Source organism: Cupriavidus sp. P-10, from assembly GCF_003402535.2.
Taxonomy (GTDB): Bacteria; Pseudomonadota; Gammaproteobacteria; order Burkholderiales; family Burkholderiaceae; genus Cupriavidus.
This window is the reverse complement of record NZ_AP025170.1, coordinates 3,707,581-3,724,332: the sequence shown is the minus strand read 5'-3', so window position 1 is coordinate 3,724,332 and position 16,752 is coordinate 3,707,581. Positions and strand designations below refer to the sequence as shown.

The following is a 16,752-nucleotide window of genomic DNA, read 5'->3' as shown; positions in this document are numbered from 1 at the left end:
CCGGCTCAGCGCTCGAGCTTGCCCAGCCGCACCACGGTCACGCCGGGGCGCAACTGGCGCAGCGAAGGCATCACCAGCACGCAGTCGGGGTAGGGCGTCACCACCGGCTCGCCGTCGCGCCAGCCGATGACCGTGCCGGCATCGGCAAAGGTCTCCAGGCCGGTATAGGGGCCGGCAAAGCGGAAATCCATGCTGGCGGCGACCACCGGCTCGGTCACCCGTACCACCCGCTGCGTGGCGGGCAGCGGCTGCAGCCAGCCGGCGGGCAGGTCGGCGGCGTCGACCACGCCGGCGTGCAGCAGAAAGCGCGCGGTGCTGTCCTGCGCCACCGTCACGGCTGCCGGCTCCCAGTGCTGGCCGCATTCGATCAGCAGCGCATTGCGCGGGCTGGCGGGATCGCCGAAGCCGTCGTAGTCACGCATGCGGCGGCCCTCGGGGTGGCCTTCGTCGACGATCACGTCGGCCGGCGCGCCCAGCGCGCGCGACAGGGCGATGCCCTTCTCTAGCGGGCCGGAGACGATCAGCGGGCGGCTTTTCTCATGCATCGAGTGCAGGTCGAGCAACAGGTCGACGGTGTCGATCACGGGGCGCATGGCGCGCGCGCGGCGCAACTCGGAGGAATCGCGGCTGGTGTCGTCCAGCGTGGCGGCGGTCCACACGCGGTTGAAATCCTGGTCGACGAAGCGCGACGCGTCTGGCCTGGCCGGGTCGAAGCTGCGGTAGGCGTCGACGTTGGCAAAGGCCAGCGTCAGGCGGCCGCGGCGCGGACGCAGGCCGTGGTCTAGCAATGCCTTGACGGCGATGGCGCCGCAGACCTCGTTGCCGTGGGTCAGCGCGTTGACCATCACGTGGGGGCCGGGCTCGCCGCTGTCGAAGGTGTACAGGTAGGGGATGCCGGTGTTGCCGGGGGCGTAGGGGCCGATATCGGGAAAGGTGACGTCGACGGGGTAGGCGTCGAGGTGGGTGGGTTGGGTCATGGGAATCGGTGCTCTCAGGGGTGCCCGGTGGGTCGGTGCCTGGCGGGTCGTATGGATTGGGACGTCGTTGGTACTGGCAGGCGCCGGCCCTCTCCCCCGGCCCCTCTCCCGCAAGCGGGAGAGGGGAGCAAACCGGTGGGTTGGGAGAGGGCGTCGGACCTTGCCCACGCGCGCTGTGGTCTTCCCTCTCCAGCAAGCTGGAGAGGGAAAGGAAACCGGCGGCTTGGGAGAGGGCGTCAGGCCTTGCTCATGCTCGCTGTGGTCTCCCCTCTCCCGCGTGCGGGAGAGGGGCGGGGGAGAGGGCCGGCGCTGGCAGCACCGACATCCCATCCCTCACTCACGAATCCCGGCCGTCTGCACAATGGTCCGATAGCGCCCCGTCTCGCGCTTGATAAAGCTGCCGAACTGCGCAGGATTGCCCGGCGTCACTTCCACGCCGGCCTCGGCCAGCTTCTTCTTCACGTCCGGCATCGCCAGCACGGCCTGCATCTCGGTGTTGAGCCGGTCGACCACCGGCTTGGGCAGGTTGGCCGGCCCCATCAGGCCGAACCACACGCCCATGTCGACGCCCTTGAGCGCCGGCGTCTCGGCCAGTGCCGGCACGTTCGGCGCCACCGCGGCGCGCTTGGCGCCGGTCACGCCGTAGGCCTGCACGCGGCCTGCCTGGATATGCGGCAGCGCCGACGACAGCACCATCACCGCCAGGTCGATCTGGCCGCCGAGCAGGTCGGTGGCCATGGCCGATGCGCCCTTGTACGGCACGTGGGTGATATTGACGTTGCCCTGCTGCTTGATCAGCTCGCCAGCCAGGTTCAGCGGCGTGCCCACGCCCGACGACGCATAGGCCAGCTTGCCCGGCTGGGCCTTGGCCAGCGCGATCAGCTCGGCGGCGTTCTTCGCCGGCAGGCCGGGCTTGCCGACCAGCACCATCGGCTGGGTGCCGACAAAAGTCACCGGCGCCAGGTCCTTCTCGCCGTCGTAGCGCACCGCGGGGTTGGTCAGGCGCGCGATCGACACTTCACTGCCCGAGCCCATCAGCAGCGTGTAGCCGTCGGCCTCGGCCTTGACTACCTTGGACGCGCCGATGGTGCCGCCGGCACCGCCCAGGTTTTCGATGACCACGCTCTGGCCGAGGCGCTTGCCCAGCTCCGGCGCGATGGTGCGGGCGACGAGGTCGACGCTGCCGCCCGCGGTGTAGCCCACCACCAGCGTGATCGGCTTGGCGGGCCAGGTGCTGGCGAAGGCGCCGCCGGTAGCGGTGGCAAGGCAGAGTGCGGCAGCGGCCGCGCGCAGGATGGTCTTCATGGTCTTGGCTGGGGGTCCCCGGAATCGATGTTGTGACCCGATATTAGAGAGCGGCCGGCCCGGTCGGCATGCGGCTTTGGCAAGGGGGGTTGCCGATTCGGCAATGGTGGCGATCACTGCTCACCGTGGGGCCGCCACCGCCGCGCGCCAGAACGCCTCGGCCAGCGGCCGCATCGGCGCGCGTGGGCGGTACAGGCGGATATCGAGGGCGAGGTCGCCGCCATCGTCAGCTCCGGCGGCGGTGGCACCGATCGCCCGCACCAGCCGGCCCGCGTGCAGGTCGTCGGCGATCAGCCGCGCGGGCAGCCACGCCAGCCCCATGCGCTGGCGCACCATCTCGTGCACCGACTCGGCAAAGTCGCTGACCGCGATCACGTCCAGCCGCGGCGCCAGCTTGCGGCGCGCAATCTCCTGGTTGACCATGCGCCCGAGCGTCAGGGTCTCGGCATAAGCGATCATCGGCACCGGCTTTTCTTTCGTGGCCTTGCCGGTGCGCAGCCGGTGCAGCGGCGCACCCTGCGCGTCGGCGGCGCTGACGCAGACCAGCCGTTCCACGCCGGCCTGGTGGAACTGGTAGCGCGCGTCGTCCAGCATCACCGGCAGGTCAGGCGGGCTGTAGCACAGCAGGAAGTCGGCGTCGCCTTCGGCGAACATCGCCAGCGCGTCATGCATGGGGAAGGTCGACAGCCGTGTGCGGAAGCCTGCCGCGGCGGGATCGCCGCGCAGCGCTTCGCGCAGGCCGGACAGCCACGCCGGCACCATCGAGCGCGCCAGCGTCTTGCCGGTGGCGATGGTGACGGTGCTGGCGTCGGCCCGATGCGCGGCGCGCAGTGCCAGCCGCGTTTCATCCAGCGTGCGCAGCGCGCTCTGCGCGGCTTCCAGGAACTGGCGGCCCTCGGCGGTGAGGCGCACCGGGAACACGCTGCGGTCGATCAGCGGTGCGCCGGCCCACACTTCCACGGCCTGCATGCGCCGGCCGAACGCGGGCGGGGTCACGTTGCGCAGCTCGGCGGCGCGCGCCAGGCTGCCGGCCTGCGCCAGGCAGACGAAGTCTTCAAGCCAGCGGATGTGCATGGAAGGCGGGACGAGTAGCGTTGGTCTGCCCACATTATCGGCAAAACCGGCGGCCATCTTGCATGCCGCCATGCATCGGTTGGAATGTTTGCCAACCATACTAGAGATAGCGTCAATGCCGGTCCGCCCGGCCCGGACAAGAATACCGACGCACAGGAGGCCACATGCTCCCGCATACCCAACGTGCGCCGCAGCCGCGCGCGGACGCCGACACCGAGGCGCTGCACGCGCTGTCGCGCCGCGGCTTCCTCAAGGTCGGACTCGGCTTCTCGGCCGCGCTGGCGTGTACCGCGCTGGTGCCGTCGCTGGCTGGCTGCAGCGCCGCGGATGCCGCGCCGCAGGCCGGCATGGCGTGGCTGCGGCCAGACGACGTGGCCATGTTCCGCGCGCTGCTGCCGGCCGTCGTCACCGAACTCGCCGAGGCACCGCCGCCGCGGCGCGAGACCCTGGTGCAGGAGACGCTGCGCAATATCGACACCACCTGCTCGGCGATGAACGCGGGCGCGCAGGCCGAGCTGCGCAAGCTGTTCGGCCTGCTCGCCAGCACGCCGCTGCGCTGGGCGCTGGCTGGCGTCGGCCAGCCTTGGAACGCGACCACGCCGGCACAGGTACAAGCCTTCCTGGAACGCTGGCGCGCCAGCCGGCTGGCCACGCTCAATGCCGGCGCGGTGGTGCTGGTCAAGCTCGCCAGCGTGAGCTACTACGTGCTGCCTGCCGCCTGGGAGGGCAGCGGCTATCCCGGCCCCAATGCGCCCGTCTACAAGGCGCTGCACGCCTGAGCACCGACATGGCCATCGACAATCTCTACGACGCAGGCATCGCCGCGGGCTGGAAGGTGCTGGATGCCGGCACTTTCACCACCTCCCGCACGATCGATGCGGACGTTGCCATCGTCGGCAGCGGCGCGGGCGGCGGCATCAGCGCCGAGGCGCTGAGCCGTGCCGGGCTGCGCGTGGTGCTGCTGGAAGAGGGCGCACTGCGCACTTCGGACAGCTTCCGTGACATGGACGAGAACCGTGCCTACCGCGAGCTGTACCAGGAGGCCGCGGCGCGCACCACGGCCGACGGCGCCATCGCCATCCTGCAGGGCCGCGCGGTCGGCGGCAGCACCACCGTCAACTGGTCGTCAAGCTTTCGCACACCGCCGCAGACGCTGGCGCACTGGGCCGGGCACCACGCCGTCAGCGGCCATGCCGAGGCCGACATGGCGCCATGGTTTGCGCAGGTGGAAGCGCGCCTGGGCATCGCGCCCTGGGCCATGGCGCCCAATCCCAACAACGACGTGCTGCGCCGCGGCTGCGAGAAGCTGGGCTGGGAGTGGCACGTGATCCCGCGCAACGTAAAGGGCTGCTGGAACTCCGGCTATTGCGGCTTCGGCTGCCCGGTCAATGCCAAGCAGTCGATGCTGGTATCGACCATCCCGGCGGCGCTGGCCGCCGGCGCGACGCTGGTGCACCGCGTCCGGGTGCGCACGCTCGAACATGACGGGCAGCGCGTGCGGTCGGTCACCGGCGAAGCGCTCGGCGCCGACGGCTATACGCCCACCGGCCTGGGCGTGACCGTGCGCGCACGGCACGTGGTGGTCGCCGGCGGGGCCATCAACTCGCCGGCGCTGCTGCTGCGCTCGCGCGTACCGGACCCGCATGGGCGACTGGGCGTGCGCACTTTTATCCATCCGGTGAATATCAGCATCGCCGTGATGCCTGAGCGCATTGATCCTTATTATGGTGCGCCACAGTCGGTGGCCTCCGACCAGTTCCAGTGGGCCAATGGCGCCACGGGCCCGATGGGCTACAAGCTGGAGGTGCCGCCGTTGTTCCCCGGCATCAGCGCCGGCGTGCTCAACGGCATGGGCGATGCGTTGCGGCGCGATATTGCGCAACTGCCCAACACCAATGCCATGCTGGCGCTGCTGCGCGACGGCTTCGTGCCGCAGAGCGAGGGCGGACGCGTGCGGCTGGCCGCCAACGGCAGCCCGCTGCTCGACTACGAGATGGGCGACTACGCCTGGGACGGCGTGCGCCGCGCATGGCTGAGCATGGCGCAGGCACAGTTTGCCGCGGGTGCGGTCAAGGTGCGGCCGGCCCATCTGGACGCGACCGACTACCGCAGCTGGCCTGAAGCGCGCGACGCGATCGCGAAGCTGCCGCTCAAGCCGTTCCGCACGGCGCTGTTCACCGCGCACCTGATGGGCGGCTGCGGCATGAGCGACGACCCGCGCCGTGGCGTGGTGGACAGCCACGGGCGCCACCACCAACTGGCCAACCTGTCGGTGTTCGACGGTTCGGTGTTTCCGACCAGCGTGGGCGCCAATCCCCAGTTGTCGGTGTTCGCGCTGACGGCACAGAATGCAGATGCACTGGCCCGACGCATCACGGCATGACAAAGCGTCACTCCTGCGGTGCAGGCGAAAAAAAACCAGTGGCGGTGTGCCACTGGTTTTTTCGCTTGAACGGCCGACGGTTTGCTCCTTCTCCCGCAAGCGACGCAAGCGGGAGAGGGGAGAACCCCCGCGTTACTGCGTCACCGGTTGCTGCGCTCCAGGCGCTGCCTGCTGCGCGACCGCGCTGTCCTCCTTCAAGCCGCCGCCCAGCGCGCGATACAGATCGATCGCGTTATTCAGCCGCAGCTGCCGCGCCTGGATCAGCGCCTGCTCCGCGGTGAACAGCTGGCGCTGCGCATCGAGCTCGTCCAGGTAGCTGGCCACGCCGCTGCGGAAACGCAGGCGCGACAACTCATATCGAGCGGCTTCCGCGTCGCGCACTTGCTCCTGGCCAGTGACCTGGTCTTCCAGCGTGCCACGTGCCACCAGCGCATCCGCCACTTCCGCGAAGGCCGTCTGGATGGTCTTCTCGTAGTTGGCGATCTGGATGTTCTTGCGCACGTTGGCCAGATCCAGGTTCGACCTGTTGCGGCCATAGTCGAAGATCGGCAGCGTCAGCTGCGGCGCGAACGACCATGCGCGCGTGCCGGCATCGAACAGTCCCGAGAACGTCGGGCTGATGGTGCCGACGCTGGTGGTCAGCGAGATGCGCGGGAAGAACGCCGCGCGCGCCGCGCCGATATTGGCGTTGGCCGACAGCAGCTGCTGCTCGGCCTGGCGGATATCGGGACGCTGCTCCAGCAACTCCGACGGCAGGCCCGCCGGGATATCGCTGACGATGCGCTCGTCCGACAGCCGCATCGGCTCGGGCAGGTTCTCGATGGTGCCGATGGGCTTGCCCACCAGCACTTCGAGCGCGTTCTGCGCCTGCGCGCGCTGGCGTGCCAGCTGCGCCGCGGCGACGCGCGCCTGCGCCACCAGCGATTCGTTGTCGCGCAGGTCCAGCGCCGAGGTGGCGCCGGCATCGAAGCGCTTCTTGGCCAGCCCGTAGGTGCTTTCGCGCGCCTGCAGCGTGTTGCGCGCCAGCTCGTACTGCTCGGCGAAGGAACGCTCGGCCAGGTACGCCTTGGCGACTTCCGATACCAGCGAGATATACGCCGAGCGGTGTGCCTCTTCCGTGGCGAAGTACTGCGCCAGCGCGGCGTTGGACAGGCTGCGCACGCGCCCGAAGAAATCGAGCTCGTACGACGAGATGCCCAGGCCGACCCGGTAGACCTCGGTCACCCCGGGCTGGCCCAGCGCGGTGGCGGCCTCGGCCGGGGTGGTGCGGGCCCGGGTGTAGCCGCCTTCCACGTTCACCGTGGGCAGCAGATCGGCACGCTGCACCTGGTAGGTGGCGCGCGCTTCCTCGATGCGCAGCGCGGCCTGGCGCAGGTCGCGGTTGTTATCCAGCGAGGTGGCGATCAGCGCCTGCAGGCGCGGGTCGCGGAAGAACTCGCGCCAGCCGATGTCGGTTGCGCGGCGGGTCTCGCCGCTCTTCACCTCGGCCGTGGCATAGCCCTCCGGTGCCACCGGGAAGCTGTCTGCCACCGGCGGGGCGGGGCGGTCATAGTGGGGTGCCAGCGTGCACCCCGTCAGAACGCCGGCCACCAGCAGCAGTGTGGTCAGGGTCTTGGTCATGTCAGATTTCCTCTTGCGGGTCATGCCACTTCTTGTCCAGCATGCGCTGGCGCTCGCTGCCCTTGAAGCGCTTGCGCACCACGACGAAGAAGACCGGCACCAGGAAGATCGCCAGCACCGTGGCCGTGATCATCCCGCCCATCACGCCGGTACCGATGGCGCGCTGGCTGCCCGAGCCCGCGCCAGTGGCGATCGCCAGCGGCAGCACGCCCAGGATAAATGCCATCGACGTCATCAGGATCGGGCGGAACCGCAGGTGCACCGCTTCCAGCGTGGCTTCGACCAGGCCCTTGCCTTGCGCCTGCAGGTCCTTGGCGAATTCCACGATCAGGATGGCGTTCTTCGCCGACAAGCCGATCGTGGCGATCAGGCCCACCTTGAAGTACACATCGTTGGGCATGCCGCGCAGCGTCACGCCGAGCAGCGCGCCGAGCACGCCCAGCGGCACCACCAGCAGCACCGAGAACGGGATCGACCAGCTCTCGTACAACGCGGCCAGGCACAGGAACACGATGATCAGCGACAGCGTGTACAGGATCGGTTCCTGCGAGCCGGCCAGGCGCTCTTCATACGACTGGCCCGACCACTCGAAGCCGAAGCCCGGCGGCAGCTTGGCGAAGTTCTCTTCCATCACGCGCATGGCTTCACCGGTACTGCGTCCCGGTGCGGCCTGGCCCGCGATCTTCACCGCCGGCATGCCGTTGTAGCGCTCCAGGCGCGGCGAACCCATGATCCATTTGGAGGTCGCGAACGCGGCAAATGCCACCATGTCGCCGTTGCTGTTCTTCACGCGCAGCTTGGTCAGGTCGTCCGGCAGGCGGCGGTCGGCGCCGTCGGCCTGCACGATCACCTTGCGCACCCGGCCTTCATAGATGAAGTCGTTGACGTAGCTGGAGCCGAACGCGATCGACAGCGTCGAGTTGATCTCGGCCACCGACACGCCCAGCGCACGCGCCTTCTCGCGGTCGATGTCGATCTGCAGCTGCGGCGCGTCTTCCTGGCCTTCGGGGCGCACGCCCATCAGCACCGGGTTCTGTGCGGCCATGCCGAGCATCATGTTGCGCGCTTCCATCAGCTTGGCGTGGCCCTGGCCGGTGCGGTCCTGCAGGCGGAAGTCAAAGCCCGAGGAGTTGCCCAGCTCGGAAATCGCCGGCGGGTTGAGCGGGAAGATGATCGCGTCCTTGATGAACGACAGCGCGCCGAAGGCACGGCCGACCAGCGCCTGCGCGTTCTCGCCCTCGCCGGTGCGCTCCTTCCAGTCCTTCAGGCGCACGAACGCGATACCGCCGTTCTGGCCGCGGCCGAAGAAGGAGAAGCCCGCCACCGTGATCATCTGGTCCACCACCTTGCTTTCCTTCTGCAGGTAATAGTCCTCGATCTGCTTGAGCACGCCGATGGTACGGTCCTGGGTCGCGCCGTTGGGCAGCTGCACCACGGTGATCATGTAGCCCTGGTCTTCATCGGGCAGGAACGACGACGGCAGGCGCTTGAACAGCACCACCACGCCGAGGATGATCAGCGCGTAGATGATCAGGTAGCGGCCGGTGCGCTTGAGGATGCGCGCCACCACGCCCTGGTAGCTGGTCGAAGCGCGCGCGAAGGTGCGGTTGAACCAGCCAAAGAAACCCTTCTTCTCATGGTGATGGCCGGCTTCCACGGGCTTGAGCAGCGTCGCGCACAGCGCCGGGGTCAGCGTCAGCGCCAGCAGCGCCGAGAATGCCATCGAGGCGATCAGCGACAGCGAGAACTGGCGGTAGATGTTGCCCACCGAGCCCGAGAAGAATGCCATCGGGATGAACACCGCGGTCAGCACCAGCGTGATGCCGACGATGGCGCCGGTGATCTGGCCCATGGCCTTGCGCGTGGCTTCACGTGGCGAGAGTCCTTCCTCGCTCATGATCCGCTCGACGTTCTCGACCACCACGATGGCATCGTCCACCAGGATACCGATCGCCAGCACCATGCCGAACATGGTCAGCACGTTGATCGAGAAGCCGAAGGCCAGCAGCGCGCCAAACGTACCCAGCAGCGCGATCGGCACCACCAGCGTCGGGATCAGCGTGGCGCGGAAGTTCTGCAGGAACAGGTACATCACCAGGAACACCAGCACCACGGCTTCCAGCAGCGTCTTGATCACTTCCTCGATCGAGATCTTGACGAAGGCCGAGGTGTCGTAAGGCACCGAGTACTGGTAGTCCCCCGGGAAGTTCTTCGACAGCTCTTCCATCTTGGCGCGCACCGCGGTGGCCGTGGCCAGCGCGTTGCCGGTCGGGGCCAGCTTGATGGCGATGGCCGCCGAGGGCTTGCCGTTGGTGCGGGCCAGCGTCGAGTAGTCGGCGCCGCCCAGCTCCACGCGGCCCACGTCCTTGATGCGCACCGACGAACCGTCGGGGTTGGTGCGCAGCAGGATGTTGCCGAACTGCTCAGGCGTGGACAGCCGGCTTTCGGTGGTGACGGTGGCGTTCAGCTCGGTGCCCTTGGGCGAGGGCGTGCCGCCCAGTTCGCCCACGGCGACCTGCACGTTCTGCTCGCTCACCGCGGCGGTCACGTCCAGCGGCGTCAGGTTGTAGCCGGTCAGCTTGGACGGGTCCAGCCAGATACGCATGGCGTACTCGGTGCCGAACAGGTCGGCCTGGCCCACGCCCGGCACGCGCCGGATCGAGTCGATCACCTGCGCCGAGACATAGTTGCCGAGCTGGATCGCGCTGGCCGTGCCGGACTTGGACGACACGGTCAGGAACATCATGTAGTTGTTCCCGGCCTTGTCCACGCGCACGCCCTGCTGGCGCACTTCGGCCGGCAGGCGAGCTTCCACGCGCTTGAGGCGGTTCTGCACTTCGACCGAGTTCAGGTCGACGTTGGAACCCGGCGCGAACGCGATGGTGATCGTCGCCAGGCCGGTCGATTCGCTGGTCGAGTTGTAATAGAGCAGGTTGGGGGCGCCGTTAAGCTCCTGCTCGATCACCGAAGTGACGGAATCCTCCAGCGTCTTGGCCGACGCACCCGGGTAGGTGGCGGTGACCGAGATCGTGGGGGGCGCGATGTTCGGGTATTGCGCGATCGGCAACTGCATGATCGACAACATCCCGCCCAGCACGATGATCAGCGCGAGCACCCACGCGAACACCGGCCGGTCGATAAAAAACTTGGCCATAAGACTGGCTCCCTCTTTGTCTAGCCCTGTGTGCCGCGGCGGCTGGCTTCAGCTGCTGCGGCGCGGCGGTGTTCAGCCTTGCTTGCCCTCGGCCTTGGCTTGCTGCGCGGCTTCGGCCTTGGGGGCCGAGGCGGGGGCAGCGGAAGCCGAAGCCGGCGTGGCGGCCGGTGCCGAGGCACCCGCCTGCACGAATGGCACCGCCTTGGCCGGCGCGCCGACCTTGACCTTCTGCAGGCCCTCGACGATCACCATCTCGCCGCCCTTCAGGCCTTCGGTCACGATCCAGCGGTCGCCGATGGCCTGCGGCGCCTTGACCGGCACCGCGGCGACCTTGCCGTCGTTGCCGACCACCAGCACGGTGGCGCCCTGCGCGCCGCGGATCAGCGCCCGCTGCGGCACGGTCAGCGCGTTCTCATCCACGCCCTGCTCGATCTTCACGCGCACGAAGGTGCCCGACAGCAGCTCGCGCTTCGGGTTGGGGAACTGCGCGCGCAGCGTGATCGCGCCGGTGGTCGGGTCGACCGTCATGTCCGAGAACAGCAGCTTGCCGGTGTGCTCGTACTCGCGTCCGTCTTCCACGTACAGGTGCACGTTGGCGCCGCCGTTGACGCCCTTGACGGCGCCCGACTCGATGGCGCGGCGCAGGCGCGTGACTTCCGAAGCCGGCTGGGTGAAGGTGACCCACATCGGGTCGACCTGTTCCACCAGCGCCAGCTTGGTCGCCTCACCCTTGCCCACCAGCGCGCCCTCGGTCACCAGCGCACGTCCGGCGCGGCCGCTGATCGGCGCGGTCACGGTGGTGTAGCCCAGGTTGATCTGGGCGGTGCGCACGGCGGCCCTGGCCGATGCCACGTCGGCATTGGCCTGGCCGGCGGCGGCCACGGCGTCGTCGTATTCCTGCTTGCTGACCGCGTTGACGGCCACCAGCGGCTTGTAACGCTCGGCCTTCAGGCGCGCCGACACGGCATTGGCCTCGGCGCGCTGCAGCGCGGCCTGGGCCGAGGACAGCTCGGCCTGGTAGGACGCCGGGTCGATGCGGAACATCACCTGGCCGGCCTTCACTTCGCCGCCCTCGGTGTAGTTGCGCGACAGCACGATGCCTTCGACGCGAGCGCGCACTTCGGCCGTGCGCACGCCTTCGAGGCGGCCCGGCAGTTCATTGACGACGGCGACCGGCGACGGCGTCACGGTGACCACGCCGACTTCCGGCGGCGGCGGGGCACCGCCCTCGGCCTTCTTGTCGCCGCAGGCAGTGAGCGCCAGCGCCGACAGCGCCGCGGCTGCAAAGGTGGCAACGCGGCTGATACGTTGGGACTTCCTCATCGATAACCCCATGATGGCAATTTGAGATCTGCCGCATCGCCCCGACCTGCCTTCTCAGGAAAGCGGAAACGACGCAGCCCGCCGCAATTTTTGCAGCGGATAAAAGCGTGATGCTAGCCACAAATCGCGTCGACGCGGTGACGAATGCGACGAACGGTGGCTTTTATATGACGACTGGATCGCCGACCGGCTGGCCTGCGCAAGGAGTCGCCCAAGGTGCTGGCTATGTCACAAAGGGCGGCTGGCCGAAAGCCGGGCGAGCGCGTATTATATATACATTCAAGCATGTATGTTAAGTCGATTCATCGACAGGGGCTTTCGGACGCACATCCCGTCGGGGCTAATCCGGTGAGAACCATCAGATTCCAACGAAAAGCCGGCAAACCTGATCCAGATCCGGCGCAAACCGCCGACTCGGGTTAGGATGCGCGCCGTCCTGTCGGACCCAGGGCTTGCGACAACATCGCCATGTGACGACAACGACCCGTCGCGCGCCTTGCGCTGCACCGGGTAGATTCAACACGCCGGACCGTGGCCACCGTGGCCATGCACCGCCGGCATATGAGACAGAAATGGTCAGACGCACCAAGGAAGAGGCGCTGGAAACGCGCCACCGGATTCTCGACGCGGCCGAAACCGTGTTCCACGCCCGCGGCGTGGCACGGCCGTCGCTGGCCGACATCGCCGAAGCGGCGGGGGTCACCCGCGGCGCGATCTACTGGCACTTCAAGAACAAGAGCGACGTGTTTGCCGCCATGTGCGACCGCGTGCACCTGCCGGTGGAAGCGCTGTGCGATCCGGAGCGGATCGCGCGCCAGGAGGACCCGCTTGGCGGCGTGCGCGACATCTGCGCCTACGTGATGCGCCAGACCGTGGTGAACCCGCGCCTGCGCCGCGTCTTCGAGATCATCTTCCACAAGTGCGAGATGGTGCAGGACAACGGCGCCATCTTCGAGCGCCAGCGCCAGTCGCACAAGGAAGGCCTGGTGAAGATCCGCGAGCACCTGCGCCTGGCGCGCGAGCGCGGCCAGCTGCCGGAGGACCTCGACCTGGACCTGGCCGTCAACGCCTTCCATGCCAGCATCGGCGGCGTGCTGGCGCACTGGCTGTTCTCGCCCGAGGACTTCGACCTCGACGCCAATGCCGAGCGCATGGCGGACGCTTTCATCGATACCCTGAGACTTTCCCCCGCGCTGCGGCTCGGCTACATGCCGCGCCCGATGGCGCAACTCGACGACGAACTGTCGACGCTGTGCGAGCAGGCCTGCATCCAGGCCGAGAAGGCCGCGGGCCTGGACACCAGCGACCTGGTGCCCTGATCCCCTGACCTCCCTGATCTCCCTGACAGCCGCCTGGGCTAGCCGCGTACCGCTTCGTGCCAGCGCGCCAGGAAGGCGCGCTTGCGCAGGGTGTCCTGCGCGGCCAGCAGGCCCGGCCCCACGCTGATCGGCTTGAGCGCATAGCCCAGGCGCTCCGACAGCGCCGCGGCGGTATGCACGCTGTCGGTATCCGTGCGAATGGTGTAGAGCTGCGTGGTCGACTTGGCCAGCAGCGCCTGCCCTTCTCTCGACAGCAGGAAATCCAGCCACAACCGCGCGGCATTGGGCCGCGGTGCGCGCCGGGCGATAAAAGCCACGCGCGACATCACCAGCGTGTAGTCGCGCGGCGCGATCACGTCGATCGCGGCGCCGCGCTCCATCAGCGACAGCGCATAAGAGCCAAGCAGGTTGTACCCCATCACCAGCTCGCCGCTGGCGATGCACTCGACCATCTCGGCGGTCGACGACGACAACTGCACCCCGGCGCGCCCCAGCGCCTGCGCCAGGTACCAGAATTCGCTGCCCATGCGTGCGTCCTGCTGCGCCAGCAGGTAGCCGACGCCAGAGCGTTCCACGTCATATGTCACTACCTTGCCGCGCCAGCGCGGCGCATTCTCCTGCAGCAGCCGCGCCAGCCCGGTGCGGCTGCGCGGCGCGCTCATGCCGGCGAAGTGGTGGCGGTTGTAGACGATCACCGCGGGCTCGAAGGTGGTGCCCCAGGCCTCGTCGCGCCACACCGCCCAGCCGGGCAGCCCGGCGCGCTCCGGCGAGGCGTAGCGCTGGGCGTTGCCGTCGTTGACCAGCTTGATCTGCAGGTCCATGGCGGTACTCCACAGCACGTCGGCATAACGTGCGCCCGGCGCCGGGCGGCTGCTGCCAAGCGCGGCGGTTTCCGCCAGGAAGCGCTGGTTCAGGTCGACGGTGTTCAGGTCCTCGTAGCGCACCCGGATGCCGGGATAGCGCGTCTCGAACGCCGTGATCAGCGGCCGCGCCACTTCCAGGTCGGTCGAGCCATAGACCACCACCTCGCCTTCGCGCAGCGCGCGGCCAATGGTGGCGTCATACCCCGACGGGTAGCCCGGCGGCGGCGACGGCAGCATGGACTGGGCATGCAGCGGCAGCGACGGCGAAGCCGCGGCCAGCAGCGAGGCGCCGACCAGCCGGCGGCGCTGCGGCGAGGCAGGTGATGCGTGATGTGATGCAGGAAGGGCGGGCGACCCATGCGCCGCGGGCGGCATGGAAGCGGACTGCTGGGGCGGACGCTTTGGCACGGTGGTCGGGAACTGGAAGGCGGCCCTGCAGCGGGCACGCCGGGACAGGCGGGGCGGGGTTATTATAGGCGCCCGCGGCAGGCGCGCCATAGCGCCGGGGCCGCCATCAAGAACCGGCAGAGGAGGAGGACCGGCATGCGCATCCTGCTGGTAGAGGATGAAGTCGAACTGGCACGCTGGGTCGCCCGCGCACTGGAGCAGGGCGGCTTCGTGATCGAACACGTCACCGACGGCCTGCAGGCCGAGGCACGGCTGCAGGCGGAGGAATACGACGCGGTCGTGCTCGACCTGCGCCTGCCCGGCAAGGACGGGCTGGCGGTGCTCAAGTCGATGCGCGGGCGCGACGACCGCACCCCGGTACTGATCCTGACCGCGCAGGACACGCTCGACGAGCGCGTGCGCGGCCTCAACCTCGGCGCCGACGACTACCTGCCCAAGCCCTTCGCCATCGCCGAGCTGGAAGCGCGCCTGCTGGCGCTGATCCGCCGCAGCCGCGGCCGCGCGCACCCGCGCCTGCAGTGCGGCACGCTGGTGTTCGACGGCGAGACCCGCAGCTTTACGCTCGATGGCCAGCCGCTGGCGCTGACGCCGCGCGAATCGACGCTCCTCGGCGCGCTGCTGGCGCGCAGCGGCCAGCCGCTGACCAAGGCGCAGTTGCTCGACAAGGTGTTCTCGCTCGATGCCGATGTCTCGCCGGACGCCATCGAAGTGCTGGTCTACCGCCTGCGCAAGAAGCTGGCCGGACACGGCGTCACCATCGTCACGCTGCGCGGCTTCGGCTACCTGCTGGAGCCCGAGGCCGGCCGCTGACATGCGCCTTCGCCTCGGGCCGCGCCATCCCATACTGCTGTGGCGGCGCGGCAGCCTGCGCCGCCAGCTGCTGTTGCTGCTGGTGCCGGCGCTGGCGGCGATGATGGCGATCGACACCTGGCTTACCTACGGCACGCTGCGCGATGCCGCCAACCGCGCCTACGACCGCTCGCTGTACGGCTCGATCCGCACCATCGACAACGCCATCGGCATGGCCGGCGAGAGCATCCAGCTCACGCTGCCCGACGCCGCCATGGAAATGTTCGAGAGCGCGGCGCAGACCCATGTGTACTACCGCGTGTCGCTGGAACGCGCCGGCAAGGTGGAAACCATTACCGGCTATGACGACCTGCCGCTGCCCGCCGGCAACCTCGTCAACAACCAGCCGCGTTTCTACGATACCGAGTACCTGGGCGAGGCGGTGCGCATTGGCGTGATGGCGCGCCCCGTGTACCGGCCCGACGCGCGCATGCGCGTGATCATCCAGGTCGCCGAGACCGCCGAGCCGCGCAGCGCGCTGATCGCCACGGTATGGCGCAGCGCGCTGGCGCGCGACCTGCTGCTGATCCTGCTGAGCGCGGCCATCCTGGTGGGCGGCGTCACTTACGTGCTGCGCCCGCTCAGGCGCGTGCGCGACGACGTGGAGGCGCGCTCGCCCGACGACCTCGCGCCGCTGGCTTTCGAGCGCGTGCCATCCGAGGTGCGGCCGCTGGTCGACGCGGTCAACCTGCACGTGTCGCGCTCGGCGGCGATGGCGCAGTCGCAGGCGCAGTTCATTGCCGATGCCGCGCACCAGTTGCGCACGCCCCTGGCGATCCTGAAGACGCAGGCGGAATACGCCCAGCGCCAGTTGCGCGATCCCGATCCGGAAGCCGCGCGCCGCGCCGCGGGCGAGGCCGTGGGCGGCATCGTCACGCAGCTGGAGCAGGCCGCGCGCCTGACCAACCAGTTGCTGGCGCTGGCGCGGGTACGCCAGCACCACGGCGAGAACGCTCAGGAAGCCGATGCCATCGACATCATCGACGCCGTCGCCGTGGCCGAGCAGGTGGCGCTGGACTACCTGCCGCTGGCGCGCGGCAAGCAGCAGGACTTCGGCTGGGAGCCGGTGCCTGGGCTGAAGCTGCCGGTGCGCGCCGATCCCGCGCTGCTGCGCGAGGCGCTGGCGAACCTGGTGCACAACGCGATCCAGTACTCGCCACGCGGCAGCCGGATCACCCTGTCGGCAAGGCGCAACGACGAAGCGGCCTGCCTGATCGTGGAAGACGACGGGCCGGGCATCCCGGCCGAGGAGCGCGAGAAGGTCTTTGCGCGCTTCTACCGCCGCGTGGGCAACGCCGAGCCCGGCTCGGGGCTCGGGCTGGCAATCTCGCGCGAAATGGCGTCGCGCTTCGGCGGCACGGTGGAGCTGGGCGAAGGGCTGCAGGGCACCGGGGTGCGGGCGGTGCTGAAGCTGCCTGTCGGCGAATAACCCGGCCAAGAACGCATCGCGACCGACTCTGGTCTCCCTCTCCCGCAA

The 16,752-nt window shown here is 68.9% G+C and carries 13 protein-coding genes; 5 read left to right on the top strand and 8 right to left on the bottom strand.

Annotation, left to right across the window (positions count from 1 at the left end; genetic code table 11):
* Positions 1-5: 5 nt before the first annotated feature.
* The 3 genes from CTP10_RS17110 to CTP10_RS17100 form a co-directional block, all read right to left on the bottom strand.
* Positions 6-977, bottom strand: a complete 972-nt coding sequence (locus tag CTP10_RS17110) for a M14 family metallopeptidase (RefSeq protein ID WP_116320100.1) — start codon at positions 975-977, stop codon at positions 6-8.
* 333 nt (positions 978-1,310) lie between these two features.
* A complete protein-coding gene (locus CTP10_RS17105) occupies positions 1,311-2,282 on the bottom strand; it encodes a Bug family tripartite tricarboxylate transporter substrate binding protein (RefSeq protein ID WP_116320099.1) in 972 nt (323 codons plus the stop codon).
* A gap of 120 nt (positions 2,283-2,402) precedes the next feature.
* Complete coding sequence (locus CTP10_RS17100; RefSeq protein ID WP_116320160.1) at positions 2,403-3,356, bottom strand: LysR family transcriptional regulator; 954 nt, start codon at positions 3,354-3,356, stop codon at positions 2,403-2,405.
* A gap of 164 nt (positions 3,357-3,520) precedes the next feature.
* On the opposite strand from CTP10_RS17100, the gene CTP10_RS17095 reads away from it, so the two are divergent.
* Together CTP10_RS17095 and CTP10_RS17090 are read left to right on the top strand one after the other, a co-directional pair.
* Positions 3,521-4,135 (top strand): hypothetical protein, encoded by a 615-nt coding sequence (locus CTP10_RS17095; protein ID WP_116320098.1) that lies wholly within the window; start codon positions 3,521-3,523, stop codon positions 4,133-4,135.
* An 8-nt stretch (positions 4,136-4,143) separates the two neighbouring features.
* Entirely contained in the window at positions 4,144-5,739 is a 1,596-nt protein-coding gene (locus CTP10_RS17090; RefSeq protein WP_116320097.1) for a GMC family oxidoreductase, read from the top strand.
* Positions 5,740-5,871: 132 nt separating this feature from the next.
* Here CTP10_RS17090 and CTP10_RS17085 read toward each other — a convergent pair whose 3' ends face one another.
* The 4 genes from CTP10_RS17085 to CTP10_RS41270 form a co-directional block, all read right to left on the bottom strand.
* Positions 5,872-7,359 (bottom strand): efflux transporter outer membrane subunit, encoded by a 1,488-nt coding sequence (locus CTP10_RS17085; protein ID WP_116320096.1) that lies wholly within the window; start codon positions 7,357-7,359, stop codon positions 5,872-5,874.
* A gap of 1 nt (position 7,360) precedes the next feature.
* Complete coding sequence (locus tag CTP10_RS17080) at positions 7,361-10,513, bottom strand: efflux RND transporter permease subunit (RefSeq protein WP_116320095.1); 3,153 nt, start codon at positions 10,511-10,513, stop codon at positions 7,361-7,363.
* Between the two features lie 72 nt (positions 10,514-10,585).
* Positions 10,586-11,836 carry an efflux RND transporter periplasmic adaptor subunit gene (locus CTP10_RS17075; RefSeq protein WP_116320094.1) on the bottom strand — a complete coding sequence of 417 codons (1,251 nt, stop codon included), beginning with the start codon at positions 11,834-11,836 and terminating at the stop codon, positions 10,586-10,588.
* The gene (locus CTP10_RS41270; protein ID WP_116320158.1) at positions 11,833-11,937 is read right to left on the bottom strand and encodes a primase-helicase zinc-binding domain-containing protein; all 105 of its coding nucleotides are present in this window, start codon (positions 11,935-11,937) and stop codon (positions 11,833-11,835) included. Before CTP10_RS41270 ends, CTP10_RS17075 begins: the two co-directional genes overlap by 4 nt.
* A gap of 471 nt (positions 11,938-12,408) precedes the next feature.
* Here CTP10_RS41270 and CTP10_RS17070 point away from each other — a divergent pair, with 471 nt between their 5' ends.
* Positions 12,409-13,155, top strand: coding sequence for a TetR family transcriptional regulator (locus tag CTP10_RS17070; RefSeq protein ID WP_116320093.1), 747 nt, complete (start codon positions 12,409-12,411; stop codon positions 13,153-13,155).
* A 38-nt stretch (positions 13,156-13,193) separates the two neighbouring features.
* On the opposite strand, the gene CTP10_RS17065 is transcribed toward CTP10_RS17070, so the two are convergent.
* The gene (locus tag CTP10_RS17065; protein WP_442875129.1) at positions 13,194-14,255 is read right to left on the bottom strand and encodes an ABC transporter substrate-binding protein; all 1,062 of its coding nucleotides are present in this window, start codon (positions 14,253-14,255) and stop codon (positions 13,194-13,196) included.
* A gap of 306 nt (positions 14,256-14,561) precedes the next feature.
* Between CTP10_RS17065 and CTP10_RS17060 the strand changes: the two genes are divergently transcribed.
* Both CTP10_RS17060 and CTP10_RS17055 read left to right on the top strand, forming a co-directional pair.
* Entirely contained in the window at positions 14,562-15,236 is a 675-nt protein-coding gene (locus CTP10_RS17060; RefSeq protein WP_116320091.1) for a response regulator, read from the top strand.
* A gap of 1 nt (position 15,237) precedes the next feature.
* A complete protein-coding gene (locus CTP10_RS17055; RefSeq protein ID WP_116320090.1) occupies positions 15,238-16,704 on the top strand; it encodes a sensor histidine kinase in 1,467 nt (488 codons plus the stop codon).
* The last annotated feature ends 48 nt before the right edge of the window (positions 16,705-16,752 follow it).

Coding starts and splice junctions, on each gene's coding strand:
- CTP10_RS17060 (WP_116320091.1), top strand. CDS start 14,562: ATGCGCATCCTGCTGGTAGAGGATGAAGTCGAACTGGCACGCTGGGTC.
- CTP10_RS17070 (WP_116320093.1), top strand. CDS start 12,409: ATGGTCAGACGCACCAAGGAAGAGGCGCTGGAAACGCGCCACCGGATT.
- CTP10_RS17110 (WP_116320100.1), bottom strand. CDS start 977: ATGACCCAACCCACCCACCTCGACGCCTACCCCGTCGACGTCACCTTT.
- CTP10_RS17075 (WP_116320094.1), bottom strand. CDS start 11,836: ATGAGGAAGTCCCAACGTATCAGCCGCGTTGCCACCTTTGCAGCCGCG.
- CTP10_RS17065 (WP_442875129.1), bottom strand. CDS start 14,255: ATGCTGCCGTCGCCGCCGCCGGGCTACCCGTCGGGGTATGACGCCACC.
- CTP10_RS17105 (WP_116320099.1), bottom strand. CDS start 2,282: ATGAAGACCATCCTGCGCGCGGCCGCTGCCGCACTCTGCCTTGCCACC.
- CTP10_RS17085 (WP_116320096.1), bottom strand. CDS start 7,359: ATGACCAAGACCCTGACCACACTGCTGCTGGTGGCCGGCGTTCTGACG.
- CTP10_RS17095 (WP_116320098.1), top strand. CDS start 3,521: ATGCTCCCGCATACCCAACGTGCGCCGCAGCCGCGCGCGGACGCCGAC.
- CTP10_RS17055 (WP_116320090.1), top strand. CDS start 15,238: ATGCGCCTTCGCCTCGGGCCGCGCCATCCCATACTGCTGTGGCGGCGC.
- CTP10_RS17080 (WP_116320095.1), bottom strand. CDS start 10,513: ATGGCCAAGTTTTTTATCGACCGGCCGGTGTTCGCGTGGGTGCTCGCG.
- CTP10_RS17100 (WP_116320160.1), bottom strand. CDS start 3,356: ATGCACATCCGCTGGCTTGAAGACTTCGTCTGCCTGGCGCAGGCCGGC.
- CTP10_RS17090 (WP_116320097.1), top strand. CDS start 4,144: ATGGCCATCGACAATCTCTACGACGCAGGCATCGCCGCGGGCTGGAAG.